22 protein-coding genes are annotated in these 26,862 nt (G+C 59.6%); 8 read left to right on the plus strand and 14 right to left on the minus strand.

The features are described 5' to 3' along the window. Nucleotides 1-58 precede the first annotated feature (58 nt). From araH to BMX75_RS00390, 4 genes are all read right to left on the minus strand, one after another. Nucleotides 59-1,069 (minus strand): L-arabinose ABC transporter permease AraH, encoded by a 1,011-nt coding sequence (gene araH, locus BMX75_RS00375; protein ID WP_092824235.1) that lies wholly within the window; start codon nt 1,067-1,069, stop codon nt 59-61. Between the two features lie 82 nt (nt 1,070-1,151). Beyond that, entirely contained in the window at nt 1,152-2,645 is a 1,494-nt protein-coding gene (araG, locus tag BMX75_RS00380; RefSeq protein WP_092824238.1) for an L-arabinose ABC transporter ATP-binding protein AraG, read from the minus strand. Between the two features lie 26 nt (nt 2,646-2,671). Then, nucleotides 2,672-3,679: an arabinose ABC transporter substrate-binding protein gene (locus tag BMX75_RS00385; protein WP_092824240.1), complete on the minus strand. Its 1,008-nt coding sequence runs from the start codon at nt 3,677-3,679 to the stop codon at nt 2,672-2,674. An 89-nt stretch (nt 3,680-3,768) separates the two neighbouring features. Next, entirely contained in the window at nt 3,769-4,995 is a 1,227-nt protein-coding gene (locus tag BMX75_RS00390; RefSeq protein ID WP_245748309.1) for an aldose epimerase family protein, read from the minus strand. A 150-nt stretch (nt 4,996-5,145) separates the two neighbouring features. Here BMX75_RS00390 and BMX75_RS00395 point away from each other — a divergent pair, with 150 nt between their 5' ends. From BMX75_RS00395 to BMX75_RS00405, 3 genes are all read left to right on the plus strand, one after another. Further along, nucleotides 5,146-6,087 (plus strand): LysR substrate-binding domain-containing protein, encoded by a 942-nt coding sequence (locus BMX75_RS00395; RefSeq protein ID WP_092824242.1) that lies wholly within the window; start codon nt 5,146-5,148, stop codon nt 6,085-6,087. A 154-nt stretch (nt 6,088-6,241) separates the two neighbouring features. After that, nucleotides 6,242-7,228, plus strand: coding sequence for an AraD1 family protein (gene araD1 / locus BMX75_RS00400; protein ID WP_092824244.1), 987 nt, complete (start codon nt 6,242-6,244; stop codon nt 7,226-7,228). 31 nt (nt 7,229-7,259) lie between these two features. Then, nucleotides 7,260-8,834: an aldehyde dehydrogenase (NADP(+)) gene (locus BMX75_RS00405; RefSeq protein WP_092824246.1), complete on the plus strand. Its 1,575-nt coding sequence runs from the start codon at nt 7,260-7,262 to the stop codon at nt 8,832-8,834. Nucleotides 8,835-8,853: 19 nt separating this feature from the next. Here BMX75_RS00405 and BMX75_RS00410 read toward each other — a convergent pair whose 3' ends face one another. From BMX75_RS00410 to BMX75_RS00425, 4 genes are read right to left on the minus strand one after another with little or no spacing between them, the layout of a single operon-like run. After that, nucleotides 8,854-9,780, minus strand: a complete 927-nt coding sequence (locus BMX75_RS00410; RefSeq protein ID WP_092824248.1) for a Gfo/Idh/MocA family protein — start codon at nt 9,778-9,780, stop codon at nt 8,854-8,856. A gap of 48 nt (nt 9,781-9,828) precedes the next feature. Further along, the gene (locus BMX75_RS00415) at nt 9,829-10,599 is read right to left on the minus strand and encodes a FadR/GntR family transcriptional regulator (RefSeq protein WP_092824250.1); all 771 of its coding nucleotides are present in this window, start codon (nt 10,597-10,599) and stop codon (nt 9,829-9,831) included. A 31-nt stretch (nt 10,600-10,630) separates the two neighbouring features. Beyond that, on the minus strand, nt 10,631-11,572 hold the full coding sequence (locus BMX75_RS00420) for a DMT family transporter (protein WP_092824252.1): 942 nt from the start codon (nt 11,570-11,572) through the stop codon (nt 10,631-10,633). Nucleotides 11,573-11,618: 46 nt separating this feature from the next. Continuing rightward, on the minus strand, nt 11,619-13,421 hold the full coding sequence (locus BMX75_RS00425; protein ID WP_092824254.1) for an IlvD/Edd family dehydratase: 1,803 nt from the start codon (nt 13,419-13,421) through the stop codon (nt 11,619-11,621). Between the two features lie 248 nt (nt 13,422-13,669). Between BMX75_RS00425 and BMX75_RS00430 the strand changes: the two genes are divergently transcribed. The 5 genes from BMX75_RS00430 (at nt 13,670) to BMX75_RS00450 (ending at nt 19,351) form a co-directional block, all read left to right on the plus strand. Continuing rightward, a complete protein-coding gene (locus tag BMX75_RS00430; protein ID WP_092824256.1) occupies nt 13,670-14,746 on the plus strand; it encodes a TRAP transporter substrate-binding protein in 1,077 nt (358 codons plus the stop codon). A gap of 83 nt (nt 14,747-14,829) precedes the next feature. Then, nucleotides 14,830-15,423 carry a TRAP transporter small permease gene (locus BMX75_RS00435; RefSeq protein ID WP_092824258.1) on the plus strand — a complete coding sequence of 198 codons (594 nt, stop codon included), beginning with the start codon at nt 14,830-14,832 and terminating at the stop codon, nt 15,421-15,423. Between the two features lie 3 nt (nt 15,424-15,426). After that, on the plus strand, nt 15,427-16,710 hold the full coding sequence (locus BMX75_RS00440; protein ID WP_092824260.1) for a TRAP transporter large permease: 1,284 nt from the start codon (nt 15,427-15,429) through the stop codon (nt 16,708-16,710). A 26-nt stretch (nt 16,711-16,736) separates the two neighbouring features. Then, nucleotides 16,737-17,897, plus strand: coding sequence for a fumarylacetoacetate hydrolase family protein (locus BMX75_RS00445; protein ID WP_092824262.1), 1,161 nt, complete (start codon nt 16,737-16,739; stop codon nt 17,895-17,897). A gap of 26 nt (nt 17,898-17,923) precedes the next feature. Beyond that, entirely contained in the window at nt 17,924-19,351 is a 1,428-nt protein-coding gene (locus BMX75_RS00450) for an FAD-binding oxidoreductase (protein WP_422822040.1), read from the plus strand. Nucleotides 19,352-19,384: 33 nt separating this feature from the next. Here BMX75_RS00450 and hpaI read toward each other — a convergent pair whose 3' ends face one another. The 6 genes from hpaI to BMX75_RS00480 form a co-directional block, all read right to left on the minus strand. Next, the gene (hpaI, locus tag BMX75_RS00455) at nt 19,385-20,152 is read right to left on the minus strand and encodes a 4-hydroxy-2-oxoheptanedioate aldolase (RefSeq protein ID WP_092824264.1); all 768 of its coding nucleotides are present in this window, start codon (nt 20,150-20,152) and stop codon (nt 19,385-19,387) included. Nucleotides 20,153-20,248: 96 nt separating this feature from the next. Next, nucleotides 20,249-21,742 (minus strand): aldehyde dehydrogenase family protein, encoded by a 1,494-nt coding sequence (locus tag BMX75_RS00460; RefSeq protein ID WP_245748310.1) that lies wholly within the window; start codon nt 21,740-21,742, stop codon nt 20,249-20,251. Nucleotides 21,743-21,755: 13 nt separating this feature from the next. Further along, the gene (locus BMX75_RS00465; RefSeq protein WP_092824268.1) at nt 21,756-22,490 is read right to left on the minus strand and encodes an MBL fold metallo-hydrolase; all 735 of its coding nucleotides are present in this window, start codon (nt 22,488-22,490) and stop codon (nt 21,756-21,758) included. Continuing rightward, a complete protein-coding gene (locus BMX75_RS00470; protein ID WP_092824270.1) occupies nt 22,487-23,797 on the minus strand; it encodes a purine-cytosine permease family protein in 1,311 nt (436 codons plus the stop codon). Before BMX75_RS00470 ends, BMX75_RS00465 begins: the two co-directional genes overlap by 4 nt. Continuing rightward, entirely contained in the window at nt 23,787-25,457 is a 1,671-nt protein-coding gene (locus BMX75_RS00475) for a 5-guanidino-2-oxopentanoate decarboxylase (RefSeq protein ID WP_092824272.1), read from the minus strand. The genes BMX75_RS00470 and BMX75_RS00475 overlap by 11 nt, the downstream gene beginning before the upstream one ends. A gap of 10 nt (nt 25,458-25,467) precedes the next feature. Next, on the minus strand, nt 25,468-26,847 hold the full coding sequence (locus BMX75_RS00480; protein WP_092824274.1) for a YjiH family protein: 1,380 nt from the start codon (nt 26,845-26,847) through the stop codon (nt 25,468-25,470). Between the last annotated feature and the right edge of the window lie 15 nt (nt 26,848-26,862).

Below are 26,862 nucleotides of genomic sequence, written 5' to 3' on the forward strand. Positions count from 1 at the left end.
CTCTCCGTAAAAATCGGGGAAGAAGGTTGTATAGCAAAGAGGAATAGGAAAGTTAGCGTCAGGCCCGCTGACGACGCGTCTGTTTCCAACGGTCGAACATCACCGCCAGCAGCAGAATCGCACCGCGCACCAGGTACTGGTAGAAGGTCGGCACGTTGAGCAGTCCCATGGCGTTCTGCACGCAACCCATGATCAGCACCCCGACTAGCACGCCGGTGATCGTCGCGACACCACCGGATAGCGCCACGCCGCCCAGCACACAGGCAGAAATCACCGCCAGTTCCAGCCCCATGGAGGTATTCGGATCGCCAAGCCCCATGCGTGACGCCAGCAACACACCCACCACGCCGGCAACCACGCCCTGCAAACCGAAGACAATAATCTTCAGACGGCGAACGTTGACCCCAGCCAGCGCGGCGGCTTCAGCGTTACCGCCGGTGGCCAGCACGTTGCGCCCGAAGGCCGTCAAGTTGAGTATCACGCCAAAGATCACAAAGCAGGCCAGCATGGTCCATACCGGCAGGGTCAGGCCCAGGAACGAGGCGCTGCCCAGGTCAAAGAAGCTCGGCACGGTAATCATCACGGCATCGCCCCCGGAGGTGATGTAGGCCAGGCCCCGCACAAACTCCATCGCCGCCAGAGTGGCAATCAGTGAGTTAATGCCGAACTTGGCGATCACCAGCCCGTTGAAGGCCCCTACCGCACCACCGGCGACAATGCCGCCCATCACGCCGATAAATACGCTACCGGTGTTGGTCGTCACCACCGCTGCCACCACCCCGGCAAAGGCCACCGTGGAAGCCACCGAAAGGTCCACCTCGCCCAGCGCCAATACCAGCATCATGGTGGTGGCCAAACTGCCGATCAGGGTGATCGAAAGCAGCAGCCCGACCATGTTGCGGCCGGTGAGAAAATCGGGAATAAGAACGGCTAGTGCTATGAACAGCAGCAAGAAAATGGCAATCAGCCCGGAAGTGTCCAGCAGCGTGCGTAGCGGCTTGATAAGCCCCTGGCGCCCCGCCGGACGGGCAGGTGCATTCTCACCTTGGGTTACGTTGTCGGTTGTCATGGTGTTTGTCCTGAGCTTGTGTTTTGAAGCGCTTGAGTCCTGAAAAACATCTGCTCTGAAATGTGTGGTCTAAAAATAGACGTCAGGCAGGCAGTGCCAGACCCAGAAGCCGTTCGGGGGTGGCTGATTCGCGTGGCACCACTTCCACCAGCTCGCCGTCACGCATCACGGCAATGCGGTCACAAATGGAGCTGACTTCCGCCAGGTCACTGGAAATCACCACCACGCTTTTGCCCTCCTCGGCCAGGTCGTAAAGCAGCGAATAAATGTCTCGGCGAGCGCCCACATCAATACCCCGCGTCGGCTCGTCCATCACAAACAGGTCGATCTCTTCGGCCAGCCAGCGAGCCAGAATCACCTTCTGCTGATTGCCCCCCGACAGTTTGCCGATAGGCGAACGCGGGCCCGGGGTCTTGACGCTGAGCTGCTGGATATACGACTCGGCGTTGCGCCGCTCACGCCCGGGGTGGCGGAAGAGCCCCCAGCGTTTGAAAAAACGCCGACAGCTGATATTGAGGTTGTCGGCAACGCTTGCCACCGGGAAGATGCCCTGTGATTTGCGATCTTCCGGGCACATGGCAATGCCAGCACGAATCGCCTCGCCAGGGCTCTTGAAACGCCGCGACTCGCCGTTAAAGGTGACACTACCGGCCTTGGGGGATTCAACGCCGCACACCAGACGCAGCAGCTCGCTGCGACCGGCGCCCACCAGGCCAAACAGCCCGAATACTTCACCGCGCTTGACGGAAAAGCTTACCGGCGCCCTGAGACCGCGCCCTTCGATACCCTCGACGCTCAAGATCACGTCACCCTGTTCCCGGGGGCGATAGCCATACACGTCATCGATATCGCGTCCCACCATTTCACTCACCAGCAGATCGTGATTGAGCGTCGACATATCCTCATGGGTCCGAATATGCTGACCGTCGCGGAAGATGGTGACCGCATCGCACATCTCGAACACCTCCTCCATGCGATGAGTCACGTAGAGCACGACGCGCCCTTCGTCGCGCAGTCGTTGGACGATGCGCTTGAGTTGGCGGGTTTCCTGGATAGAGAGACTGCTGGTCGGCTCATCAAAGGCGATCACCTTGGCGTCGCGCAGCAACGCACGACCAATCTCGATCATTTGCTGCTGGCCGATGGAAAGCTCGCGTACCTTGGTCGAGGGATGAATCTCCCCTTCGCCCAGGTCGGCCAGGATCGCCATGGCTTTTTCCTTCAACTGACGGCGGTTCACGAACCCCTGCCGCGTGGGCAGTTGGCCGAGCAGCAGGTTCTCGGCCACCGACATGTTGGGAGACAGCGTCAATTCCTGATAGATGATGGCGATGCCTTCGCGCAACGCCTCCCGCGTGTTGCTGAAGACGTGACGCTGGCCATTGATCCACAGCGCGCCTTCGGTCACGTGGTTAACGCCACTCAGCACCTTGAGCAGAGTCGATTTACCCGCGCCGTTTTCACCCATCAACGCATGCACCTGGCCGGCGTGAGCGTCAAAGCTCACGCCATCCAGCGCACGCACGCCGGGAAAAACGACACTGATACCATCGAAACGTAAATAAGCATCAGACATGCGTAAGCACTCCAGCAGACAATCTGTTACAGCCCTAGCTCTTCGCGAACTTCCTGCCAGTTATCGCGGGTCATCAAGGTGCCGGAGGTCTCGGTGTTGGCCGGTGGTTCCTGGTCTTCGGTAATCCAGCGATAAATATCTTCGGCGGTCTGGCGGCCGTGCATGGTGGAGCTCACCGCTACGGTGCCGTGAAAGCCGGTGGGGTTCTGACGGGAGAATTCGGCAAAGGCGGCACCGGAACCGTTGATCCCAACCCCGATAACGTCCTCGGCGGCCATGCCGTACTGTTCGGTCGCCCTGACCCCACCAAGCACGCTCTCCTCATTGAGGGCATAGATTACCCAGTGCTCGTAATCGCCATGCTGAGCGAGCACCGGCGAAGCGGCGGAGAAAGCGCTGGAGGTGTCGCTGTTCTGCTGGGGGGCGTCAAAGATATTGCCTTCGGAGAAACCCGATTCCAGCAGCGCCTCGGTGGCACCATCGGTGCGTTCAACGGCGGTGGGCAGTTCGTTATTGGTAATACGCAGCGCGGCAACCTCTTCAGGGTTCCAGCCGCGGGCTTCCATTTCGTCGGCAATCGCATTGCCTACCTGCTGACCGATCTTGTAGCCGGACATCCCCAGATGCGGGACACCTTCCATGGGCTCCCCGCTGGCGGTGACAAACTGATCATCGACGGTGATCACTTTCATACCGTACTGCTCGGCACGGTTCATGATGGCTGGCCCCAGACGCACATCCGGCGGGCAGATGACAAACCCTTCCGCGCCCTGGGAATTGAGGTTATCAATGGCGCTAAGCACTGCCTGGCCATCTTCGCCGCCCAGCCGTACCACGTCGAAGCCGAGTTCTTCACCCACCTCGGTGGCTGCCCGCTGTTCATTGATAAACCACGCCTGTTCCGGTTTCTTGACGATGAAGCCGATCTTCACCTCGTCATCCTGCGCCTGCGCAGTGCCCAGAGACGCCAACATAACGGCGCTACCGAGGGCTAAGCGGGTAAAGGTCGTGGTCAGGTTTGTTGTTAATCGCATGGTCGTACTCCTGATGTGTTGGCGAATCTTGTTGTTGATTGTGATGATGGCTATTGATGTCTCGGCTTGCCGGGGCAAACCACGACAGGTTACGAATCAAACGCCTCCTGGGCAGAAAAGCGATATACCGTGCGTGAGCGATAGGTCTCGCCGGGCTCCAGGACCGTGCTGGGAAACGCCTCCTGGTTGGGAGAATCGGGATAATGCTGGGTTTCCAGGGCAAAGCCGGAACGGTGTCCGTAAGGCTCGCCCCGCTTGCCGGTCAGGCTGCCGTCGAGAAAATTACCCGAATAGAACTGGATGCCTGGCTCCGTGGTTTCGATTTCCACCATGCGTCCGCTTTGCGGCTCCCATACCTTGGCAGCCAAGACAAGCTCATCCGACGCTGCGTTGTCGCGATCCAGCACGAAGTTGTGGTCATAGCCACCGCCAAAACCCAACTGCTCGTTGTCCTGATCAATCCGCTCACCGATCGGCGTCGGCTGGGTAAAGTCGAACGGTGTGCCGTCTACCGAGCGGATTTCGCCGGTGGGAATCAGGTTGTCGTTGACCGGTGTAAATTCAGAAGCGTTGATCAGCAAATGGTGATCGAGAACGGTGTCGCTGCCTTCGCCCTTCAGGTTGAAGTAGCTGTGCTGGGTCAGGTTGACCGGCGTGACTTTATCAGTGGTGGCGCGATAATCCACCATCAGCTCATCGTTATCGGTCAGGGTGTAGGTGACTTGCGTCTCCAGCCTCCCCGGATAGCCCTCTTCGCCATCCTCGCTGATATAGCGCAGCGCAAGCCCCGTGCCCGACGCGTTATCGAACGGCTCGGCCTGCCACAAGACCTTATCGAAGCCCTGATCGCCGCCGTGTAGATGATTGTTGCCATCATTGGTGGCCAGTGAGTAGGTCTCGCCATCGAGCGAAAACTGACCACCCGCTATGCGGTTGCCGTAGCGCCCGATGATGGCACCGAAATAGGGATTGGCCTGGCGGTATTGGTCGGAAAGATAGGCCTCAAGCGAGTCGAAACCCAGCGCGATATCATCGAACTCACCGTCTACATCGGGCGTCTTCAATGACAGGATGATGCCACCGTAGTTGGTGACCTGAAGTTCGATGCCGTTGGCATTGGTCAACCGGTAGACATCGACCTGGCGGCCGTCGGGTAAGTGTCCAAATACCGATTTATCAATGCTGCGTTCCGCGCCATTTCCAGCGGTGGTTTCTTCGCCTTGTGCCTGGGTGGCGCCAAGCAATAGCATCGTGATACCGGCACTCAATAACAGGCTGGGCCTTGCGCTGACCCCATGAGCGTACATGAGAGGCATGAGACTGCTCCTTGCGTTTTTGTTATTAGGGCGACGTTAGCGTCGCCTGTACAAGCGTTACAGTAGACACCTCCGCCATAACCAACCAATATACGAACATGGCAACTTTGATATGCTTATTGCTATCAATAACAACAAAAGGCTTATTCCATGGGCGTTCTCAGCGAGAACTGGTTTTTGGACGTGCGACTAAAGTTGCGCCATCTGCAGCTATTTTTAGCGCTCGACGAGCAGCGTAACCTTCACCGTGCGGCCGCTCAGTTACATATGAGCCAGCCCGCCGCCTCCAAGTTACTCAGCGACCTGGAAACCAACCTGGGCACTCGTTTATTCGACCGCCACCCTCGCGGACTGACGCCTAACTGGTACGGCGAGATAATGATTCGCCACGCGCACAGCATGTTATCGACACTGCGCCAAACGGGTGAGGAGTTGAATGCCCTAGGTGAAGGCAATGCAGGTACGGTGGCCGTCGGCACGGTAATGGCCCCGGCGGTGACGCTACTGACCAGCGCCATCGAGCGAGTACACAGAGACCGGCCGGGACTCAAGATCAGTGTTGATGTGGATGTCAGCAAGGCCCTGGTGCCACGCTTGCTTGAGGGCGAACTGGACTTCGCGATTACGCGGATTCCGGCGGGCTTTGACGTGGAGCGCTTTGTATTTGAAGAGATTGGCGAAGAAGAACTGTGTTTTGTCTGCCGCCAAAATCACCCGTTAGCCGATAAAACCACACTTAGCCTGTGCGACATGGCGGACTACCCGTGGTCGCTACAGCCCATTGGGGCGCTGATGCGTCAGCGGGTCGACAGCCTGTTTTTGCATCATCAGGTAACGCCGCCGCGCCAAATCGTCGATACTGCGGATTTAATGGTGTCCCTCGCGCTGGTCGATAAATCCGACACCATCACAGTGACCACCCGCGAGGCCGCCAACCTGCTATGCAACCCGCAACGCTTCCATCTGCTGCCCTTCAGCGAGACGCTCAGCGTTCAACCCTATGGGCTGGTGAGTTTGCGCCACCAGCGGCTCTCCCCCGGCGCCGCCACCTTGATGAGCGCCCTGCGTGACATTATTGCGCAAGGCCGCTAACCCGCTAAGGCCATCACCACCCACAGGCACCAAGCAACCATACAAAAGTTTATGTTGAACAATTTACACCAATGTTCAACATTAGGTAGCTTGTGGGCTTGTCTAAACACTTTGATCACCACGTTTTCCATAACAATTATCTCTAGGAACCCCCATGCGACTGATTCAGTTTGACCATCAGGACCAGGTTCGCGCCGCGCTGGTCGAGAGCGAAGAGCAGGTCAGACTGCTCGATTGCGACACCTACACCCTGGCCAGCCGGGCGATTAGCGCCGGTAAGCCGCTCAGCGAGATGGTGACGGAAGCGCTGACCGACACTCGCCTTGATTACCAGGCGCTGGTCGACGATAAGCGCCTGCTGCCACCGCTGACGCATAGCGACCCGGCGCACTGCCTGGTGACCGGCACTGGCCTTACCCACCTGGGCAGTGCCGATACCCGCTCGGCGATGCACGCCAAAGCGCAAGCGGCTGAAGAGGATATGACCGACTCCATGCGCATGTTCAAGCTGGGCGTGGAAGGCGGCAAACCCGACGCAGGCCAGCTTGGTGCCCAGCCGGAGTGGTTCTACAAGGGCGACGGCCAGTGCGTGGTGGCCCCGGAAGCAGCAATCCCCTCCCCCGCCTTTGCTGAAGATGCAGGCGAGGAGCCCGAGCTGGCAGGCCTTTATGTGATCGGCAATGATGGCCAACCCTGGCGCGTCGGCTATGCTTTGGGTAACGAGTTCTCTGACCACGTCACCGAGCGCTTCAACTACCTGTGGCTGGCCCACTCCAAGCTACGCGCCTGCAGTTTTGGGCCCGAGCTGTTGATTGGCGAGCTGCCCGCGCACTTGGAGGGTACCAGCCGTATCCAGCGCAGTGGCGAAACGGTGTGGGAGAAGCCCTTTCTAACCGGCGAGGCCAACATGGCCCATAGCCTGGCCAACCTGGAGTATCACCACTTTAAATACCCGGGTTTCCGCCGCCCCGGCGATGTGCATGTGCACTTTTTTGGCACCGCAACACTTAGCTTCGCCGACGGCATCAAGGTGCGCGAAGGCGATCGCTTCGAGATCAATATCCATGAATTTGGCCGCGCCCTGCGCAACCCGCTACGGGTTGAAGCAGACACACCGGCCATCAGCGTGAAACCGCTTTAACACCTGAATTTTTACACCAACAGGAGGTTGTATGACTCTGGAAGGCAAACTACTTATTGGCCAGCAGGCCATCAGCGGTAATCAGGCGGACATTCAAGCCGTCAACCCTGCCACCGGCAAGACCCTGGACCCCGTCTACCACGGCGGCGGCAAGGCGGAAGTGGAGCAGGCGTGTGAACTTGCCGAAGCGGCGTACGCCACTTACCGCGAAACCTCGCTTGAAGACCGGGCCGTGTTCCTCGAAACCATCGCCAGCGAGATCGAGGCAATCGGCGAAGAACTGACCGAGCGTGGTGTCGCCGAAACCGGCCTCCCCGAAGCACGCCTGCAGGGCGAACGTGGCCGTACCTGCGGCCAGCTTCGCTTGTTCGCCAGCGTGGTACGGGCCGGCGAGTGGCTCGATGTGCGCATTGACCCCGCCCTGCCCGATCGCGAACCGATGCCGCGTGTCGACCTGCGCCAGCGGCATATTGGCCTTGGCCCGGTAGCGGTATTTGGCGCCAGCAACTTCCCGCTGGCTTTCAGCGTTGCCGGTGGCGATACCGCTTCAGCACTGGCCGCAGGCTGCCCGGTGGTGGTCAAGGGCCATTCCGCCCACCCCGGCACTTCCGAGCTGGTGGGTCGCGCCATTCAGCGCGCCGTTGCCAAGTGCAACCTGCCTGAAGGCGTCTTTTCGCTGCTGTTCGGTTCCGGCAAGGAGATTGGTCAGGCACTGGTCGCCGACCCGCGCATTCAGGCGGTGGGCTTCACCGGCTCACGCAGTGGCGGTACGGCATTGATGGCCACCGCCCAGGCGCGCCCGCAGCCGATCCCGGTCTACGCCGAGATGAGCTCCATCAACCCGGTGTTCCTGCTGCCGGAAGCGCTCAAGGCACGTGGCAAAGCCATCGCCGAAGGCTTCGTCGGTTCCCTCAACATGGGCGCCGGTCAGTTCTGCACCAACCCTGGCCTGGTGATCGGGGTGAAGGGTGCTGATCTTGATGCCTTCATCGATACCGCTGGTGAAGGCGTCAAAGGTAGTGCCGCCCAGACCATGCTCACACCGGGCGTTCATGGTGCCTACAACGATGGCATTGGTGCCCTGGCTAACCACCCCAACGTTCGCAACGTCGCCCGTGGTCAGGCCGGTGAAGGCCCGAATGCTTGCCAAAGCGGGCTATTTGTCGCTAGTGCGACCGACTTCCTAGGGGATGAGGCTTTGCAAGCCGAAGTATTCGGTGCCAGCTCGCTGGTCATTGAGTGCGCCAACGTCGACGAAATGCAGCGGGTTGCTTCCCAGGTCGAAGGCCAGCTCACCATTACGCTACACATGGATGACGGCGACCTGGCCACCGCCAAGCAACTGCTGCCCACCCTGGAGCGCAAGGCGGGGCGGATTCTGGCCAACGGCTGGCCAACCGGGGTGGAAGTATGCCACGCCATGGTGCACGGCGGCCCTTATCCGGCGACGTCGGACTCCCGCACCACCTCGGTAGGCAGCGCGGCGATTTTCCGCTTCCTGCGCCCGGTGTGCTACCAGGCGTTGCCGGAAGGGTTACTGCCCGAGGCGCTCCGTGACGGCAATCCCTATGGCGTCTCACGCCTGGTCGATGGCAAGCGTGAATGAACGAGCGTCACTTGAGACGTTACTCGATAAAGGCGTCGGTGGTTTCACGATGACCATATAGAAACGCATCGGCGACCTGGCGCAGCGGGGCAACATCCACCTCGCTGCGTTTTTTTGCGATCAACTCGCCAAACCGCGCGTAGAGACCTTGATATTCGCGCTCTTCAGCGTCGATGAGGACGTCGCCGTCAATCACTAGACGGCAGCCGCCCTGAGTAAGGCTCAGGCGGCTTCCATCACTGTCGATATGCATATCCCAGGTGGGCGGGCCGGGCTGACGAAAGTCAAAATCAGCCTCAATCGCCGCGCCTTCTGGATCGGTGAAGGAGAGCTCCGCTGCAATGGGGGTTTGCGCATTACTGGGTACCTGCAGCCACGCTTTTTGCAGGAAAAATGGCTGCGGCAAAATAGCGGTGGCAATCGACAGCGCGTTAATACCCGGGTCAAATACGCCCATGCCACCGACCTCCCATATCCACGCCTGGCCTGGGTGCCATACCCGTACGTCTTCCTTCCATTCGATCTCTACCCGCTGCACATGACGCTCACTCAACCACTGCCGGGCATGAGCCACGCCGGGGGCAAACCGCGAATGCCAGGCGGCAAACAGGCTAACGCCCTGCCGGGCAGCGGTGGCGATCAGGTCCTCCACTTCGCTTAGCGTTGCCCCTGGCGGCTTTTCCAGCAGCACGTGCTTGCCGCGCAAGAGCGCCGCCCGCGCCTGGGAGTAGCGCAGGTGGGTTGGCGTGCAGATCGCCACGGCGTCGATATCCGGATGGGCATCAAGCATCGCTTCCAGGCCTTGATAGCCAGGTAAATCCGGCAGTGACGCATAAGGATCCGCCGTGGCGACAAGCTGGCAGTTCGGGGTGGCGGCTATCGCCGGCAAGTGCTGATCGCGGACGATCTTGCCCACGCCAACCAGGCCAAGGGTGAAGTCGGACATACGCTTACCTCAATTGAAAACGCTCACTCTATAACAGCGATCGGGGAGTCAGTGTGCCGTATGGAGCAGTTCAACAGTGCGCCCTAATGAGCTGGCGCTATGTTCAAGCCCCAGCGCCTCTGCGGTCCCCGCCAACACCGCTTGGGAAGCTAAAAAAGCCTCCCGGGGTCGGCGCAATCGAATGCTCTCCATGAGATATCGATGGCGCTCCAGGCTCTCTTCAGGGTCGGAGGCACTCTCGTTGGACATGGATATCAGAATATAAATGGAGGGGCGCAGAATATGCGAAAGCTGCGCCCAGACAATATTGTGGGTCGCCTTGAAGATCGCTTCGTGAAAGGCGATATCGCATTCGCTATGCAACCGTCGCTCTTCTTCGCAAGTCGCATTGCGCAGGTTCTGCCCCAGGCCTTCGAAGGCTTCCTCGATGGCGACCAGATCCCGCGCCTTGGCACGCTTGGCGGCGGTCATCGCCACATAGGGTTCAACGTCCAGACGAAAGGCGAGGATTTCGCGCTGAATATCCGGGTTGGGCGCCGCATAGCGGGTCAACCAGTCGGTCACCTGGGCATCGAGAATATGCCACTCCGAGTATTCACGTACCTTGGAACCATGGCCGGAGATACGCTCGATAATGCCCGCATCCACCAACTGACGCAGGTCGCTGCGTACCGCTGAGCGATTGATCGCGAAGCGTTCGCATAAATCCAGCTCACGGGGGACAAAATCGCCAGGATGATAACGTCCTCCAAAAATCTCCTCGGCGAGATATTCGGCGATACTGGGGCGAGCGGCGGGTTTCCTTAAAGATGAAGTCAATGCGGTAGGCCCCTGTTTCAATTCCTGTCAATTATAACGTATTTGAACGGTCGACTGTCACTGAAATGGCATCAAGCCCGGCTCGCTGCCTCAGTTCCAGCCGCCGTTCATAGAGGCCTTTAGCGCTCAATGTCCCCAGTACCAGAACGCCGCCAACCATAGCCATCGGCGCTGGCTGTTCGGCCAGAATCCACCAGGCCAGCAGCGTGCCTATCACCACTTCCAGAAGTAACAGCAAACCGACTTCAGCGGACGGGAGATACAGCGGCCCGCGCTGCAGCAGCGTCACACCGCAAGGCACAATAATCAGACAAAGCAGGATCACCACGGCTAGCTGGTTGGTGGCTGGCAGGGCCGGTTCGCTCCCCGCCAGCCAAAACAGCCCGGCAATGCTACCCACGACAATACCGTTAAACACCAGCATGGGGCTCATATCCACCCCTGGGCGCGTCCGGCAGAGGGTGAAGTTGATCGCCAGAGTTGTCGCCGCCATCAGGGCGAACGAGTTACCCAACCAGGAGCCAGCGCCCGCGTCATCGAGGGCGATCATGGCGATACCCAGCATGCAAACAACGATGGCTGACCAGGTGCGTCTGGGCAGGCGCTCCTTAAGGATGATCCAGGAGAGTACCGCCGCCATTAACGGTGAACTGGCCAGTATCATCAGTACGTTGCCCGCTTTCGTGTACTGGTTGCCCAACACGAACCCGCAGGTGGTCAGGCTGAACAATAGCGCCACGGCGATGCCCGTCCAGCCACAGCGACGGTAGGCTGCCAGGGTACCTCGCCCGTAGCGCAGCAGGGCGATCAGCAGAAACCCCAGCCCTGAAAGAAAGCCACGCCACATCAGAATTTCTGCATCGGGCAGGTCGGCCACTTTGATCAGCAGAGCGTCCGGCGCCATGATGATCGCGCCACCCGCGGTCAACAGCAGGCCCTGCTGACGATGCGACAAGGTACTCAAATGACTCATTCTGGTGCTTGCCCTTTTAGTGCTAACGCCTTTAGTAACCGCCCCTCTAATGATTATCCCTGGGCGGATGCTGGCGGGCCACATCGCGATACTTGCTTGCTGACTCCAGCGTCATACCGCGATCCAGCGGCTCCACCATGCTGCGCTGGATCTCTTGCCAGGGCGTCTGGTGGCCGGGGTAGCGATAGCCCCCCTGCTGGGCCAAGCGCTCGCGGCGCGCTTCCAGTTCACCGGCATCAATCAACAGCTTCACTTCGCCGCGCTTGAGGTCGACCCGCAGCCGGTCGCCGCTTTCCAGCAGCGCCAAGCCGCCGCCGGTAGCCGCTTCCGGTGAGGCATTGAGAATCGATGGCGAACCGGAAGTGCCCGACTGGCGACCATCGCCGAGGCATGGCAGGGACTCGATACCTTGTTTGATCAGCGCTTCCGGCGGCTGCATATTGACCACTTCGGCACCACCGGGGTGGCCGACGGGACCTGCGCCACGCATCACCAGAATGGTGCGCGCGTCGATGTTGAGCGCCGGATCATCAATACGCGCGTGATAATCCTCGGAGCCATCGAATACCACCACCTTGCCTTCAAAGGCATCGGGGTCGTTGGGGTCATTCAGGAAGCGTTCGCGGAAATCCCGGGAGATCACGCTGGTCTTCATCAACGCCGAGTCGAATAGATTGCCCTTGAGATTGAGGAAGCCCGCATGCTCGACAAGCGGGTCGGCATAGCGACAAATCACATCGGCGTCACGGGTTTCACGGCCTTCCAGATTATCGCCAATGGAGCGGCCATTGACCGTCAGCGCATCGCCGTGCAGCTTACCGGCGGTATTTAGCTCATGGAGGATCGCCGGAACGCCCCCGGCACGGTGGAACTCTTCGCACAGGAAGGCACCCGCCGGCATGACGTTGGCCAGCAGTGGAATCTCATGGCCTAGCCGCTGCCAATCATCGTTATCCAGTTCAATGCCCGCATGACGGGCAATGGCATTAATGTGCACCGGCGCGTTTGAAGAACCGCCCAACGCCGAACACGCCACGATGGCGTTCTCAAACGCTTCCCGGGTCAGGATATCCAGCGGCCTGACATCCTCCCAGACCATATCGACGATTCGCGTGCCGGTATCGTAAGACACCATGGCACGCTCCTTGTAAGGCGCAGGAATGACTGCAGAGCCTGGCAGGCTCATGCCCAGCACCTCAGCCATGGAGTTCATGGTGGAGGCGGTGCCCATGGTGTTGCAGTGACCAATTGAAGGCGCCGAGTCGCTGGCCCGGGAAAGAAACTCGGCGTAGTCGATATCCCCCGCCGCCAGGCGCTTGCGAAGCTCCCAGATAATCGTGCCCGAACCGACCCGCTCGGCACCGCGCCAGCCATTCAGCATCGGCCCGCCGGACAGAACAATGGCCGGAATATTCACCGTCGCCGCCGCCATCAATGCAGCCGGCGTGGTTTTATCGCAGCCGGTGGTCAATACCACGCCATCTAATGGGTAGCCATGCAACACTTCCACGATGCCTAAGTAGGCGAGGTTACGATCCAGCGCCGCAGTAGGCCTGCGCACGTTTTCGTGGATAGGGTGCATGGGGAATTCAAACGGCACGCCGCCTGCGGCGCGAATACCGTCTTTGACTCGCTTTACCAGCTCAATGTGATGGCGGTTGCACGGGGTCAAGTCGGAGCCCGACTGACAAATACCGATAATCGGCTTGCCGCTGGTCAACTCATCCAGCGTAATGCCGTAATTGAGATAGCGCTCGATGCACAGCGCCGTGGTGCCGGGATGATCAGGATTGTCGAACCAGTAGCGTGACCGCAACTGCTCAGGGGCTATGCGTTGAAAGTTGGCCATGGTGCCGCTCCACGCCTAGAGTGAATATAGAGGTTAGTAGGCAAGGTACGCTTTCTTCACCTCAAGGTCGACACATACAAAAGTATATGTTGAACATACAACCAAAACGTTAGACATTGACATAGGCATGGCGGCGCTTACCTGTCAAAGGCAACGCCGCTGACACACAACTACAATAGACACCACGCTGCAGTTCGCTTGCAAAATCCCTTCGGTGAAGTGGTCTGCAGCACGCCAGGAGAGTGACAATGCATAATCTATGGAAACGCACCCTGTTAATGACCGGCGCCACGCTGCTCAGCTCAGGCATGGCTTACGCGCAAACGCCTGACCTTTCAGACCCGCCCGAGATTGATGGCGACATGGTGGGTGACCACGGCAGCGTTACCTTACGCATGGGGCTTGGCTTGGCCGAAAGCTCGCCCCAGTACATCTCCAGCCAGTATTTCGCCGATATTCTTGAGCAGCGTAGCGACGGCCGAATTACGGTTAACGTCTTCCCCAACAGCCAGCTCGGTGACGACGTGCAGATGATGGAAATGCTGCAAACCGGCACGCTGGATATGACCTATCCCTCTTCATCACCTGCAACGAGCTACGTCGAGGAACTGGCGGTATTTGACCTGCCCTTCTTGCTACCGACCCGGGAAGCGGCTATCGAGGCCATGCGCAGCGAAGCTGCCCAGGAGATGCTCGATGCCTTTGACGGCACCGGCATCAAAGCCCTCGCGTTCTCTGAAAATGGCTTCCGCCAGCTCTCCAACAGTGCACGGGAAGTCTCCTCGCCAGAGGATGTCGCAGGCCTGGACGTTCGCGGTTTGGCCATTCGCACCATGGAAAATCCGGTGCATCTGGATATCTGGGAAACGCTGGGTGCCAACCCCACGCCCATGGCCTTTGGGGAGCTGTTCTCGGCCATGGAACAGGGGGTAGTTGACGGCCAGGAAAACCCCTGGAGCACTATCCTGACCTCCAACTTCCACGAAGTTCAGGAATTCGGGTCAGAAACCCGCCACGTCTACACACCTTTCATCAAGATGATCTCCGAACGCACTTGGGACAATTTAGATCCTGAGTATCAAGCGCTTATTCAAGAAGCCGCGCTGAAAGCAGCCGATTACGAAATCCAGCTTTCCGCCGAGTACGACGACTGGTCGCGTAATCAGCTTGAAGAACGCGGCATGAAGATCACCCGCCTTGATGACGAGCAGATTGCCGCCTTCCAGGAAGCGGTACAGCCCGTTTATGAAGAGTGGGCCCCCCGCATCGGCGAAGATCTGGTGGAGGAGTTCCAGCAGATCGCCGAATCGTCAATGACGGAATAAGCGTCGCGTTACTGTCACGTTGTTAGCCAAGACAAGGGGCCATGGCCCCTTGTCTTGTCGTTATTCGCCTCTGCGGAGAGCTTATGGACTTCCCCGATACGCAAATTCCAGATACGGCGGCCTTTCTCGACGACCCACAGCGCCAACCGTTGGAAATCGATCCCGAACAGCGCCAGGGTCCTGCGCTGTTTCGCTGGCTGACGCTGGCCATGGAACACGTGATTGCGGCATTGCTGTTAGCGTTAATCGTCTCGGTATCGGTCAATGTGGTGGGTCGCGCCGTATTCAACAATTCCGTGCCCTGGGCCGACGAGCTGGCCCGCATGCTGTTCATCTGGCTTATTTTCCTCGGCGCGGCGGCGGCCTTTGCACGCTTTGAACACATCGCCGTGGATATCCTGGTTCGTCGGCTACAGCCGCGCGCCGCCCATATGTTGTACCTACTCCAGCACATCATTATTACTGTCTTGATGGGTGTCATCATCTGGGGTGGCTTTCTGGTGATGTCGCGCGCATCCGGTAAAACGGCCATCCTGAATGTGCCCTGGAATCTGGTTAACGTCTCATTCGTGCTTTGCGCATGCTTTATTGGTGCAGTGTCAATCTGGCGCGCCTGGAAGAGCATCCAGCAAATACGTTCCCCCAGCGCAACGCCGAATGCCGATGGAGGCTGCTAAACCATGCTATGGATTTTTCTCGGCATCCTGTTTGTTTCGCTAGCTCTGGGCCTGCCGATTGCATTTGGCTTGGGCATCGCCGCCGTAGTGATGGCGGTACTCTCTGATATTCCGCTCTCGATTCTGATCGAGCAGTCGATTCGAGGCGTGAACAGTTTTCCCCTGCTGGCCATTCCGTTCTTTATCATGGTCGGTGAAGTCATGAGCAACGGCGGCATCGCCCGTCGCCTCATGGAGCTGGCCGGCGCACTGGTAGGCTTCGTGCGCGGCGGCCTGGGACAGGTGGCCATTACCGGCTCGATGTTCTTCGGCGGCATTAGCGGTTCTGCCGTAGCCGACACCGCCGCGACAGGCGCGATGATGATTCCTTCGATGAAGCAACAGGGTTATAGCGGCCCACAAGCGACTGCGATCAACACCGTCTCGTCGGTGATCGGTATTATCATTCCACCATCGATTCCGCTGATTCTGTATGGCATTGTCACCGAGACGTCGATCAGCCGCCTGTTCATCGCTGGCATTGTGCCGGGGATACTGATCGGTTTCGGGCTCATGACGACCACCTTTATCATGGCCACCATCGGCCATGCTGGGCAGACCCGTAAATTCCGGCTGGATGTTTTATGGCAGGCGTTCAAAGCCGCATGGCTGGCATTGGCTCTGCCAGTGCTCGTCATCGGCGGTATCATCGGCGGTATCTTCACCGCCACCGAGGCGGCCGTTGCCGCGCTGCTTTACTCGCTTTTCATCTCGCTGGTGGTCTACCGCGAATTCAAGATTACAGCGCTCTGGGGCATGCTGATCCGCACTGCCCGCCTGACCGGCATGGTCCTGCTATTGCTGGCCTTCGCCACGGTTATTGCCTGGTTTTTAACCATCAATATGGTGCCACAAACGTTGGTCACCCAGGTGCAGGCAATCACTCAGGACCCCTTACTGCTGTTGTTGATCGTTGCCGGTTTGCTGCTACTGGTGGGCTTTGTCATGGATCTGACCCCTGCAATGGTCATCATGGCGCCGATGCTCACTCCCATTGTCGAGTCCGTTGGCATCGACCCGGTGTACTTCGGCGTACTGATGGCCTTCATCCTTGGCATCGGCCTTTTGACCCCCCCGGTGGGCACCTGCCTTTACGTCGGATGCGGTGTCGGCAAGGTCTCCATGGAGCAGCTCGTCAAGGCCATGCTGCCCTACTATGCCACCCTGCTGGTGGTGCTGGTCATCCTGATTGCTTTCCCCGGCATTGTAACCTGGCTGCCTGACATCACCGCCGTGCGCGGTAACTGATAACTGAGTCTCTATATGGATAAGACATGCAAACGATGATAAGTCCCCATGAACTACTGCCGACTGACCTGGACAAAGCCTTGTTAGTTGGCCGTGTATGGCAGGAAGGTTCACGCCCTGGGCCCGCACTGGTCGCGGTGCGCGATAGCCAGGTAATCGATATTACCCAGTTGGGCCCGACCATGTCCGACCTGTTGGAACGTGACGACTTACTGGACGTCGTGCGTAAAGCGGAAGGGCCGAGCCTGGGTAGCCTTGACACGCTACTCACCAACTCCCAACAGTCACCGCCACAGGCGCCCTATCTGCTCGCCCCCTGCGACGTGCAGGCCGTCAAGGCCTGCGGCGTGACCTTTGCGGTCAGCCTGCTGGAACGGGTGATCGAGGAGCAGGCGGGCGGCGATTCGGCCAGGGCGGCCGAGTTGCGCAGCGACTTACAGGCACTCATAGGCAAGGATCTTTCCAAGATCAAGCCAGGTTCCGAGGAGGCGATGTCGCTTAAGAAAGCGCTCCAGGAGCGTGGCGGCTGGTCGCAATACATGGAAGTCGGCATCGGGCCCGATGCCGAGGTGTTTACCAAAGCGCAGCCGCTGTCCTCGGTGGGCTTTGGCACGACGGTAGGCCTGCACCCGGCCTCCCAGTGGAATAACCCCGAGCCGGAAATTGTCCTGGCCGTGGATAGCCGCGGCCAGGTGCGCGGCGCCACCCTGGGTAACGACGTCAACCTGCGTGACGTCGAAGGCCGCAGCGCCCTGCTGCTCGGCAAGGCGAAAGATAATAACGCCTCCTGCTCACTGGGGCCGTTCATTCGCCTGTTTGACGACCACTTCGATATCGACAGCGTGCGCAATTGCCAGGTATCGCTGCGTATCGAGGGTGAGGACGACGACTTCCTGCTCCAGGGCGAAAGCGATATGCGCGAAATCAGCCGCGACCCGCTGGACCTGGTCAGCCAGACCATCGGCGACCATCACCAATACCCCGATGGCTTCATGCTGTTTCTGGGCACCATGTTTTCGCCGATTCAGGACCGCGACGGTGAAGGTCAGGGCTTTACCCATCACCTTGGCGACCGCGTCACCATCGCCACTCCGGACCTGGGCGCCCTGGTCAACCCGGTGGGCAGAAGCGACCAGTTGCCACCCTGGACCTATGGCATTCGCGAACTGATGCGTCATCTGGCCTAACATCCCTATCATCAAAGAGTCGACAGATGGCAATGACGAACGACGACTTTCTTGACGAACTCAAAGCCCTGCTTGGCGACAGCGGTGTATTACGTCACCCCAACGATATAGCACGCTATGTCAGCGATTGGGCGGGGGACACGCTTGGCACACCGCTTGCCGTTGCCCGCCCGGCGAATACCGAGCAGGTCGCCGAGGTGGTCAAGCGCTGCTATGAACACGACATTGCGATGACGCCCCAGGGCGGCCATAGCGGTCTGGTGGCGGGCGCCCTACCTGACGCAAACGACCAGGAACTGGTCATCAGCCTGGAGCGCTTGAATAGCGTACGCGCCCTCGACCCGGTTAACTTCACGATTACCGTGGATGCGGGCTGTATTCTGGAGAACGTCAAGCAGGCCGCCTTTGAGCACGACTGCGACTTCCCGCTCTCGCTAGGAGCCCAGGGCAGCTGCCAGATCGGCGGCAATATCGCCACCAATGCCGGCGGGCTCAATGTGCTGCGCTACGGCATGATGCGCGAGCTGGTACTGGGGCTGGAAGTGGTACTCCCCGACGGGCGCCTTTGGGATGGCCTTAATGCCCTGCACAAGGACAACCGCGGCTACGATCTTCAGCAGCTGTTTCTGGGCAGTGAAGGCACCCTGGGCATCGTCACCGGCGCCGTCCTCAAGCTCGCGCCGCGACCAACCCAGAGCCGTACCGCGCTGCTGGGCCTGCCCTCCGTTCAGGCAGTGATTGACCTGTACGGTCTGGCGCGCCGCGACTGCTGCGACTTGCTGACCGCCTTCGAGTTGATACCCCGCCGCTGTATCGAGCTGGCCATGGAAGCGACCCCCGAGCTGCGCGACCCGATGGACAGCGCCTACCCCTGGTACGTATTGATGGAAGTCGCCGCCACGGGGCCGGTGGATCTCGGCTCAATGCTGGAACAGCTGCTCGAAAACGGCATGGAACGCGAGCTGGTGCTGGATGGCGCCCTGGCGTCCAGCGACACCCAGTCCGCCCAGCTATGGCAGTTCCGCGAGAGTATGCTGGAAGGCCAACGGCGGCGCGGCGAGCATCTGCGCACCGATATCTCGGTGCCCATCTCGGCAATTTCGGACTTCGTCGCCCGCGCCAGTGACGAGGTCATGGCGGCGTCACCCGAGTGCGAGATCATTGCCTACGGGCACGTGGGCGACGGCAATCTGCATTTCAATATCCTGCCACCTGCGTCCATGGCGGACAGCGACAAGAAAGCCCACCTGCATGAGCTGGAGAATCGGCTGTTTGACGTGCTCGACGACTTCCACGGCAGCATTAGCGCTGAACACGGCATTGGCCGTACCAAGCAGGCGCCTTATCTGGCAGGGCTTTCACCGGTCGAGCGGGAACTGGTCAGCGGCATTAAAGCGCTGTTCGATCCCAAAGGGCTGATGAACCTCGGAAGAATTTTGCCGGCCAGGGAGTAAGCCACAGCGCGGCATGTATTAGGTTTTGGTTCATCACTCTCTGAAACGCGCCGCCAGATCGCGTAGCGCATTGGCGTAAAGCAGCGTATCAATCCCCACGCCCACAAAGGTGCAGCCCGCCGCGATATAGCCGCGGGCAGCCTGCTCATCCACCGTCACAATACCCGCTACTTTTCCTGCGGCGCGTATCCTGGCGATGGCATCGTTTACCGCCGCTGTCACCTCCGGGTGGCTGGCGTTGCCAAGGTGGCCCATCGAGGCCGATAAATCCGCCGGACCAATAAACACGCCGTCCACACCATCCACTGCCGCAATCGCCTCCAGATTCGCAAGCGCCTGGGGGCTTTCCACTTGCACCATCAGACAGATTTCGTCATCAGCGCGGGAGAGGTAATCATCCACCTGCCCCCAGCGCGAGGCCCGCGCCAGTACATGGCCCACTCCGCGAATGCCACGGGGCGGGTAACGCGTAGCGGCCACCAGCTCAGCGGCCTGCTCGGCCGTTTCGACCATGGGTATCAGCAGGTTCTGCACGCCGATATCCAGATAGCGCTTGATCAACACCGCGTCGCCAGTAGGCGGGCGCACGACGGGATGGCTGTCATAAGCCGCCAGCACCTGCAGTTGGGCAAGCAGGCTCGACAGCTCATTGGGCGTATGCTCGGCATCCAGCAGCAGCCAGTCAAAGCCTGCCGTCGCGGCAATTTCTGCTGCATAGGCACTCGCCAACCCCAGCCAGATCCCTGTTTGAGGCTGGCCTGCCTGTAGCTGTCGCTTAAAGGCATTGGACGACATCTTCATATGGGCTCCTTGGGAGGGGCGCTACTCGGATTAAACCAGCGCATTTCACCCAGCTAAGCGCCCAATAGCCAGCGATGCAAGGCGTAAAGACAACGTCTAGCCTGCCGCAGGCCCCACCACATGTTTCACTTCGAGATAAGCACTTAGCCCCCAAGGGCCGAGTTCGCGGCCGATGCCGCTGCGTTTGAAGCCGCCCCAGCCGGTTTCGGGGAGCACTAGCTGCTCGCTGTTGTACCAGATGCTACCGGCTTTGAGCTGGCGGCCGATGCGCTTGGCGCGCTCGGGGTCGCCGCTGATGACGGTGGCCGCCAGCCCAAAGTCGCTGTCGTTGGCAAGTTGGATGGCTTCGGCTTCGTTTGCCACGCTACGTGCACAGAGCACAGGGCCAAAAATTTCTTCTTTCCACAGGCGGCTATCCACCGGCACATCGCGGTAGAGGGTTGGTGCCAGGAAGTAGCCCTTCGCTGGCAGCGTGCGGTGCCGCCCGTCGCGCACTGCCTTCAGGCCTTCCTGTTCGGCCAGATTCAGATAGCCATGAACCGCGTCGCGCTGCCTGGCGCTGGTCATCGGGCCCAGGTCGGTACCTTCCGCCAGCGGATCACCCAGCGTCAGCGCATCCATGCGCTCGGCAAGGGCAGCGTAGAGTGCTTCCGCTATATCCTCGTGCACCAATAAACGCGAGGTCGCGGAACAGATTTGCCCGGCGTTGAAGTAGATACCCGCCATCACCCAGTCGGCGGCCTGAGCGGGGTCAGCGTCTTCCATCACTAAAATGGGGGATTTCCCGCCCAGTTCCAGCGATACGTTGGCAGAGCGGTTGGCTGCGGCTTTCATCACCGCCTCGCCCACCTGATTACTGCCTGTAAAGGATATTTTATCCACGCCGAGATGGCGGGCCAGCGGCGCGCCGATGCCTTCGCCGTCGCCATTGAGAATATTAAGCACGCCCGCAGGCAGACCGATCTCAAGGGCAATCTCTGCCTGCACCCGCTCGGGGAGCGGCGTGACTTCCGAGGGTTTGAGCACGGCGGTACAGCCCGCAGCCAACGCGGGGGCCAGCTTCCAGGCGCTGGTTACCAGCGGGAAATTCCACGGGGCAATCAGCCCTGCTACGCCGACCGGGTCATGGTAGCAGCGCGCCTCAACGCCCTCCATTTCGACACTGACCAACTCCCCCTGGCGGGCATCCAGCGCCCTGGCCTGCCCGGCGTAATAGCGATAGCAGGCAATGGCGTCGTCAAGATCGATCCCCGCTTCCGCCAGCGGTTTACCGTTATTGGTCGCCGAAAGCGTGAGGAGCGAATCCCGGCGGGCTTCCAGCCCATCGGCGAACTTTTCCAGGAACGCCGCTCGTGCGGCACCGCCGAGCGCCTGCCAGCCGGGCTGTGCCTGCCGGGCGGCGTCGACGGCAGCATCGACATCCGCCGCATCCCCCGCGGTCACCTGGGCAATGAATTCTTCGCGGTAAGGGTTCATCACGTCGAGCAGACGGGTTCCTTGGGAGGCAACCCACTGGTTGTTGATGAACTGGTGATCGAGAATCTGGCTATCTGGCAGCGAAGCGTGTTCCGCGCTTGAAGACGTAGACACCGTGGTGACTCCTTTAAAGGTCGTGTTGGCGAAGCCAATCATCGATAAGTTGCTTGAGATGCTGGCCGCTAAAACTGGGGAAGTGTCCGCCGTGTACCGTGCTGACCGGCAGCTCTCTAAGCCGTCGCATGCTGGCGGCATAGTCGGTGAGATCGCTGTGCCACAGGTCTTCAATCAACGGACCATCGTAAATCAGATCGCCCGAGATCAGTGTTTGGGTGGCCGCTTCCCACAAAGCGATACCGCCAGGGGAGTGCCCCGGCGTGTGGATCACTTCCCACTGGCGGTTACCCAAATCCAATATCTCGCCATCCTCTAATGGGCACACCATCTGCGGCGCAGTAATGCGGTAGCGTTCGTGGCAATAGGGCTCGGGCGGTAGCGCCTCGAACATATCGTCGCTGAGGAACTGCGCTGCCAGAGTACGCGCGTTATCCGGGGAGGTCAGAATGTCTGCCTCAGCCCGATGCACATGACAGCAGTCGAATTCGTGGGCCGCGCCGATATGGTCAAAATGGGTATGGCTGGCCACCGCCAAGATGTCACGCTGGCTAAGCAACGCAACGTGTTGGCGCAGCGGTATGGCACCCAGGCCAAAATCCACCACCATGCCGCGCTCGCGGCCCTGAACATGCCAGATATTGCAGCGATAAAACGGCTTGATCCACGGCTCGTCGATCAGGTTAATACCGTCCGCCTTGGCGGCGGTACGGTACCACTGCTGCTCGTTAATGCGCATTAAGCTCATGCCGTTGCTCGCCTTGTGATGGCCACTTTACTGACAACGTAATAAAGCGCGCCGGTAATCACAAACACGGGTAGCGAGGCCCCAAAGTCCAGCGGTGCCACCCAGTTCCAGTAGTAGGCCAACAGCGCCCCGACCGCATAGCTGCCCAACGCTAGCCAGTTAAATGCAGGCAGGCTATCGGCCTGTTGAATCAGCTGAGCCGAGGTGTAGCGCTGGTGACCCAGCAGGAAGTAGTCGACGATCATCAGTGAAAAGGCGGGAATAAAGACGCTGCCAATGATTAGTAGAAACGTCTGGAACTGATCGAGAATACCGGGGATCAGGGCACCGATCACGGACACGACGCCAATGATGAACGCTGGCTTCCAGAACGGCACCTTGGGCCGCACGCTCATGAACGAAAGCGTCGCGCTGTAGACACACATGACGTTCGTCGTCAGTACCGAAAAGAAAATCACCAGCGCCGCCGGCAGCCCAAACCCGAAACCGCTCAGCAGGGCCGTGGGATCGTAGGTCTGCTCCATGCCTTCGGCGATGGATAGCGCCGAGACCGTGGCACCAAGCCCCATGGCAATCAGGGTGGCCGTCACATAGCCGCCCCAGGTACCGACAACCGCTGCCTTCAATGTACGGCAGTGGCGATTATAGTCAGCCGCGAGCGGTATCCAGGAAAAAGCGGTGGCCACGACGATATCGAAAATCACACCACCGCCCAGCACGCCTTCCGGCTCCAGTTGGGTAATGCTCGGCAGGTCGTAATGGCGATTGAGCGCAAACAGTACCACTGCCGATAGCCCGACCATCAACAGCGCTGCGATTTTCTCGACCTTTTCGATACCCAAGTGTCCGCGAAGCGCGATAAGCACCACCAGCGACTCACACAGCACCGTAAACAGCGCCACATTGGAGTATCCCGTCAGGCTTTCAACCGCGTAGTCGAGGCTCATGCCCGCCAAGAGCGCCTGGATCCAGCTCCACGCAATCAGCGCCAGCAGGTTCACCCAGGCAGGAAAGTTGGCACCTTTTCTACCGAAGGTACCCCGCGCCAGCACCATGGTCGTCATCCCGGTGCGCTGCCCCATGACCCCAATCAGCACCAGCGGAATAATGCCGATCGCCGAGCCTACCGCGATCAGCAACATGGCATGCTGAAAGGTTAAGTCCGGCACCAAAAACATACCGGTTAGAATCGTGGTGACGACGACGTTAGCCCCCAGCCACAGCGCGAAGGTGCCAGGCAGCCCGAGGCTATGCTCTACATCGTCAGCCGACAGCGTATCCTGGCCCAATACATGATTACTTTTCATTGTTATCTCCTGTTTCAATCAGGTTTTTTTGCCATGCTGCGGCGTCTATTTCGATCAACACTGGTCGGTGGGGATCGCGTTTAGTCAAGGCTCGAGAAAGCTCAGATGGGCTCCCCACCATGACACCTGAACAGCCGAACCCTTCGGCCAGGGTGAGGAAGTTGGGTGCCTGGATATCCACGCCCAAGCGCGCCACGCCATTGGCATCCATATAGCGACGAATCTCTTCATAGCCTGCGTTGTGCCAGAGCACGATGACGATTGGCAGACGCTCTTCCACGGCCGTTGCCAGCTCGGAGAGGGTAAACATCACCCCGCCATCGCCTACCAAAGCCACCACCGGTAGATCGGGGCGACCCAACTGGGCACCCAGCGCCGCCGGTAGCCCATAGCCCAAGGTGCCGTAGCCCGTTGAGGCGTTGAAATAACGCCGTGGCGCGGGCTGGCTCACCAGGTGATTACCGGCATACACCGGCGCGGTGGAATCGCCCACCAGAATGGCGTCAGGCAGGTGCTCGGCAAGCGTTGTATAAAGCGGCACAAAATCGCTAAAGGCGGGGTCCTTGACCAGGTTCAAGGCGCTTAACGCCGAGGCGGTTCGTTTAGCTCCCTGGCGTTGCAATGAATCGGGAAAGTGACCAAGCAACAACTCAAGGCTACGCCCAGCGTCCCCCACCAGCCCTAGCGTGACGCGCTGGTTGCGCACCAGCTGTTCAGGGTCGAGATCGATACGGATCAGCGTGCCATTGAGGAGAAACCCACCGTCGAACACTACGTCGTAGTCGGTCTCACCAAGCTCGGTACCCACCGCCAGAATCACATCGGCGTTGGCCGCCAGCTCGCGTACCGCAGGCAACGCGACGTTCGCGCCTAAATCCAGCGGGTGTTCACGGCCCAACAGACCTTTGGCGTTGATGGTCGTGACCGTGGGCGCATCGAGCTGTTCTACCAATGCCCGCGCTGCTTTGGGCGCCGATACGCAACCACCGCCCAGTAGCACCAAGGGCTGCTTCGCCGCCTTTAACAGCCGAGCGGCCTCGGCAAGCCCGTCTGGGTCGGGCGCGGCCCTGTAAAGCGTGGGCGCCTGCCAGGAAGACGGTGCGTCTACCGGCGCGTTGAAGAGGTCGATGGGGATTTCAATGTGCACCGGACCAGGCCGCGCACCGTTGAAGATTGCAAAAGCACGGGCCAGCACCTCGGGCAGCGTGTTGGCATCCAGCAGCGTATGGCTGAAGCGAGCCACACCGCTGATCATCTGCTGCTGGCTGGGCAGCTCGTGGAGCCGCCCCTGGCCCATACCCAGGGTATCGCGACGGTTCACGCTTGAGATCACCAGCATGGGAATGGAGTCCGCCAGGGCCTGGCCCATGGCGGTGGCCATATTGGTCATCCCCGGCCCGGTGATAATCAGGCAGACCCCTGGCTTGCCGCTTGCCCGGGCATAGCCGTCGGCCATAAACCCTGCGCCCTGTTCATGGCGCGGGGTAATATGCTGCACATCGCTGCCTTCCAGCCCGCGATACAGCTCCACGGTGTGCACGCCGGGAATGCCGAACAGTGTGCTGACACCGTAGGTATCGCGCAGCAAACGGATCAGTAGCTCCGCGCAGGTCAGGGTTGCTGGACTGGTTGACTGATTGCTCGTTACGTTAGCGTTCATTGTAGGCCCCTTAGAAGAAAAACGTATGGGCCATAAAGGCGATGATCGGCAGCGTGATGGCTGTCCGCAGCAGGAAAATCGCCACCAGTTCCCATAGCTTGATGGGGATCTTCGACTTGAGCAGCAGCGCGCCGATTTCCGACATGTAGATCAACTGAGTGAGCGACAGGCAGGCAATCACGAAGCGGGTCAGTTCGCTTTCGATATTGGTCGCCAGTACCGCTGGCAGGAACATATCGGCAAAGCCGACCAGCGTCGCAGGCGCCGCCGCTTCTGCCTCGGGAATCCGCAGCAGCTCCAGCACCGGCACCATCGGGTAGGAAAGCCAGGTGAACAGCGGGGTAAACTCAGCAAGGATCAGCGCGACCGTGCCGATGGCAAACACCAGGGGCAGCAGTGCGAGGAAGATATCCATGACGTTAAGCAACGCCAGCTTCGCCAGTTCCCTGGGCCCCGGCGCACCGGCGGCACGGCGCGTGGCTTGCAGCAGGCTGTAGCGCAACAGGCCTATTTTAGCGGTGGGTTTTTCGCTGATCTGACACCCCACCGGCTCATAGTAATCATTGGCTTTGCGGGACAGCGGCGGCAAGCGCGGCACAATCACCGCAGCAATTAACCCCGAAACCACCACCGTGAAATAAAACTGCACAAACAGGTGGTTGATATCCACGAAGCTGGTCACGAGCAGCGCAAAGGCAATCGAGACCACCGAAAAGTTGGAGGCAATCACCGAGGCCTCGCGGCCGTTATAGTAGCCCTGCTCGTACTGCTGGGTGGTAATCAGCACGCCGACGGTACCCGACCCCATCCACGACGCGGTGGCATCGATGGCGCTGCGTCCCGGCAGATTAAAGATCACCCGGAACGGCTTGCGCACCAGGCTGCCGATAAACTCCATAAAGCCGAATTCCACCAGAAACGGCAGCAGCAGCGCAGCAAAGAAGAAGAAGGTCAGCAGCACCGGCGCCAGGTCGTTGAGCATCACCCCACCGGTAAACGATGCGGTGACGAATTCGGGGCCTACCTGAAAAAACGTCATCAAGGCAAAGAGCGCGCCCAGGATGCGCATACCCAACCATACCGGCCCGACGTGAAACATTTCGTTCAGTACGCCCGATTCCGCCCAGGAAGGATTCACCAGTTTGGCATAAAGCGTGGCCACGACCGAGAAGCACAGTACCACCGTGGCGATAGCAGGCAAGGTCGTTCCCAGCAGGGTTTGCAATCCATCGGCCATCAGGCCCATGCCGATGTTAATGGTGTCGCCCACTTGAAAGGGCACCAAGAACAACAGCACCCCGATCAAGGAGGGAATTAAGAATTTGATGAGATGACGCCGTTGGATCGGTTCATCGGCGCTTGGCTCGTCTAGCTGCACATGCGAGGACATGGGTTCACCTGTATT

Origin of the sequence: Vreelandella subterranea (assembly GCF_900111305.1) — a bacterium.
Lineage (GTDB): Bacteria > Pseudomonadota > Gammaproteobacteria > Pseudomonadales > Halomonadaceae > Vreelandella > Vreelandella subterranea.

Bases quoted from the DNA above. Each gene is read 5' to 3' on its own strand.
- araH (WP_092824235.1), bottom strand. From the start codon at position 1,069: ATGACAACCGACAACGTAACCCAAGGTGAGAATGCACCTGCCCGTCCG.
- araG (WP_092824238.1), bottom strand. From the start codon at position 2,645: ATGTCTGATGCTTATTTACGTTTCGATGGTATCAGTGTCGTTTTTCCC.
- BMX75_RS00385 (WP_092824240.1), bottom strand. From the start codon at position 3,679: ATGCGATTAACAACAAACCTGACCACGACCTTTACCCGCTTAGCCCTC.
- BMX75_RS00390 (WP_245748309.1), bottom strand. From the start codon at position 4,995: ATGCCTCTCATGTACGCTCATGGGGTCAGCGCAAGGCCCAGCCTGTTA.
- BMX75_RS00395 (WP_092824242.1), top strand. From the start codon at position 5,146: ATGGGCGTTCTCAGCGAGAACTGGTTTTTGGACGTGCGACTAAAGTTG.
- araD1 (WP_092824244.1), top strand. From the start codon at position 6,242: ATGCGACTGATTCAGTTTGACCATCAGGACCAGGTTCGCGCCGCGCTG.
- BMX75_RS00405 (WP_092824246.1), top strand. From the start codon at position 7,260: ATGACTCTGGAAGGCAAACTACTTATTGGCCAGCAGGCCATCAGCGGT.
- BMX75_RS00410 (WP_092824248.1), bottom strand. From the start codon at position 9,780: ATGTCCGACTTCACCCTTGGCCTGGTTGGCGTGGGCAAGATCGTCCGC.
- BMX75_RS00420 (WP_092824252.1), bottom strand. From the start codon at position 11,572: ATGAGTCATTTGAGTACCTTGTCGCATCGTCAGCAGGGCCTGCTGTTG.
- BMX75_RS00425 (WP_092824254.1), bottom strand. From the start codon at position 13,421: ATGGCCAACTTTCAACGCATAGCCCCTGAGCAGTTGCGGTCACGCTAC.
- BMX75_RS00430 (WP_092824256.1), top strand. From the start codon at position 13,670: ATGCATAATCTATGGAAACGCACCCTGTTAATGACCGGCGCCACGCTG.
- BMX75_RS00435 (WP_092824258.1), top strand. From the start codon at position 14,830: ATGGACTTCCCCGATACGCAAATTCCAGATACGGCGGCCTTTCTCGAC.
- BMX75_RS00440 (WP_092824260.1), top strand. From the start codon at position 15,427: ATGCTATGGATTTTTCTCGGCATCCTGTTTGTTTCGCTAGCTCTGGGC.
- BMX75_RS00445 (WP_092824262.1), top strand. From the start codon at position 16,737: ATGCAAACGATGATAAGTCCCCATGAACTACTGCCGACTGACCTGGAC.
- BMX75_RS00450 (WP_422822040.1), top strand. From the start codon at position 17,924: ATGGCAATGACGAACGACGACTTTCTTGACGAACTCAAAGCCCTGCTT.
- hpaI (WP_092824264.1), bottom strand. From the start codon at position 20,152: ATGAAGATGTCGTCCAATGCCTTTAAGCGACAGCTACAGGCAGGCCAG.
- BMX75_RS00465 (WP_092824268.1), bottom strand. From the start codon at position 22,490: ATGAGCTTAATGCGCATTAACGAGCAGCAGTGGTACCGTACCGCCGCC.
- BMX75_RS00470 (WP_092824270.1), bottom strand. From the start codon at position 23,797: ATGAAAAGTAATCATGTATTGGGCCAGGATACGCTGTCGGCTGACGAT.
- BMX75_RS00475 (WP_092824272.1), bottom strand. From the start codon at position 25,457: ATGAACGCTAACGTAACGAGCAATCAGTCAACCAGTCCAGCAACCCTG.
- BMX75_RS00480 (WP_092824274.1), bottom strand. From the start codon at position 26,847: ATGTCCTCGCATGTGCAGCTAGACGAGCCAAGCGCCGATGAACCGATC.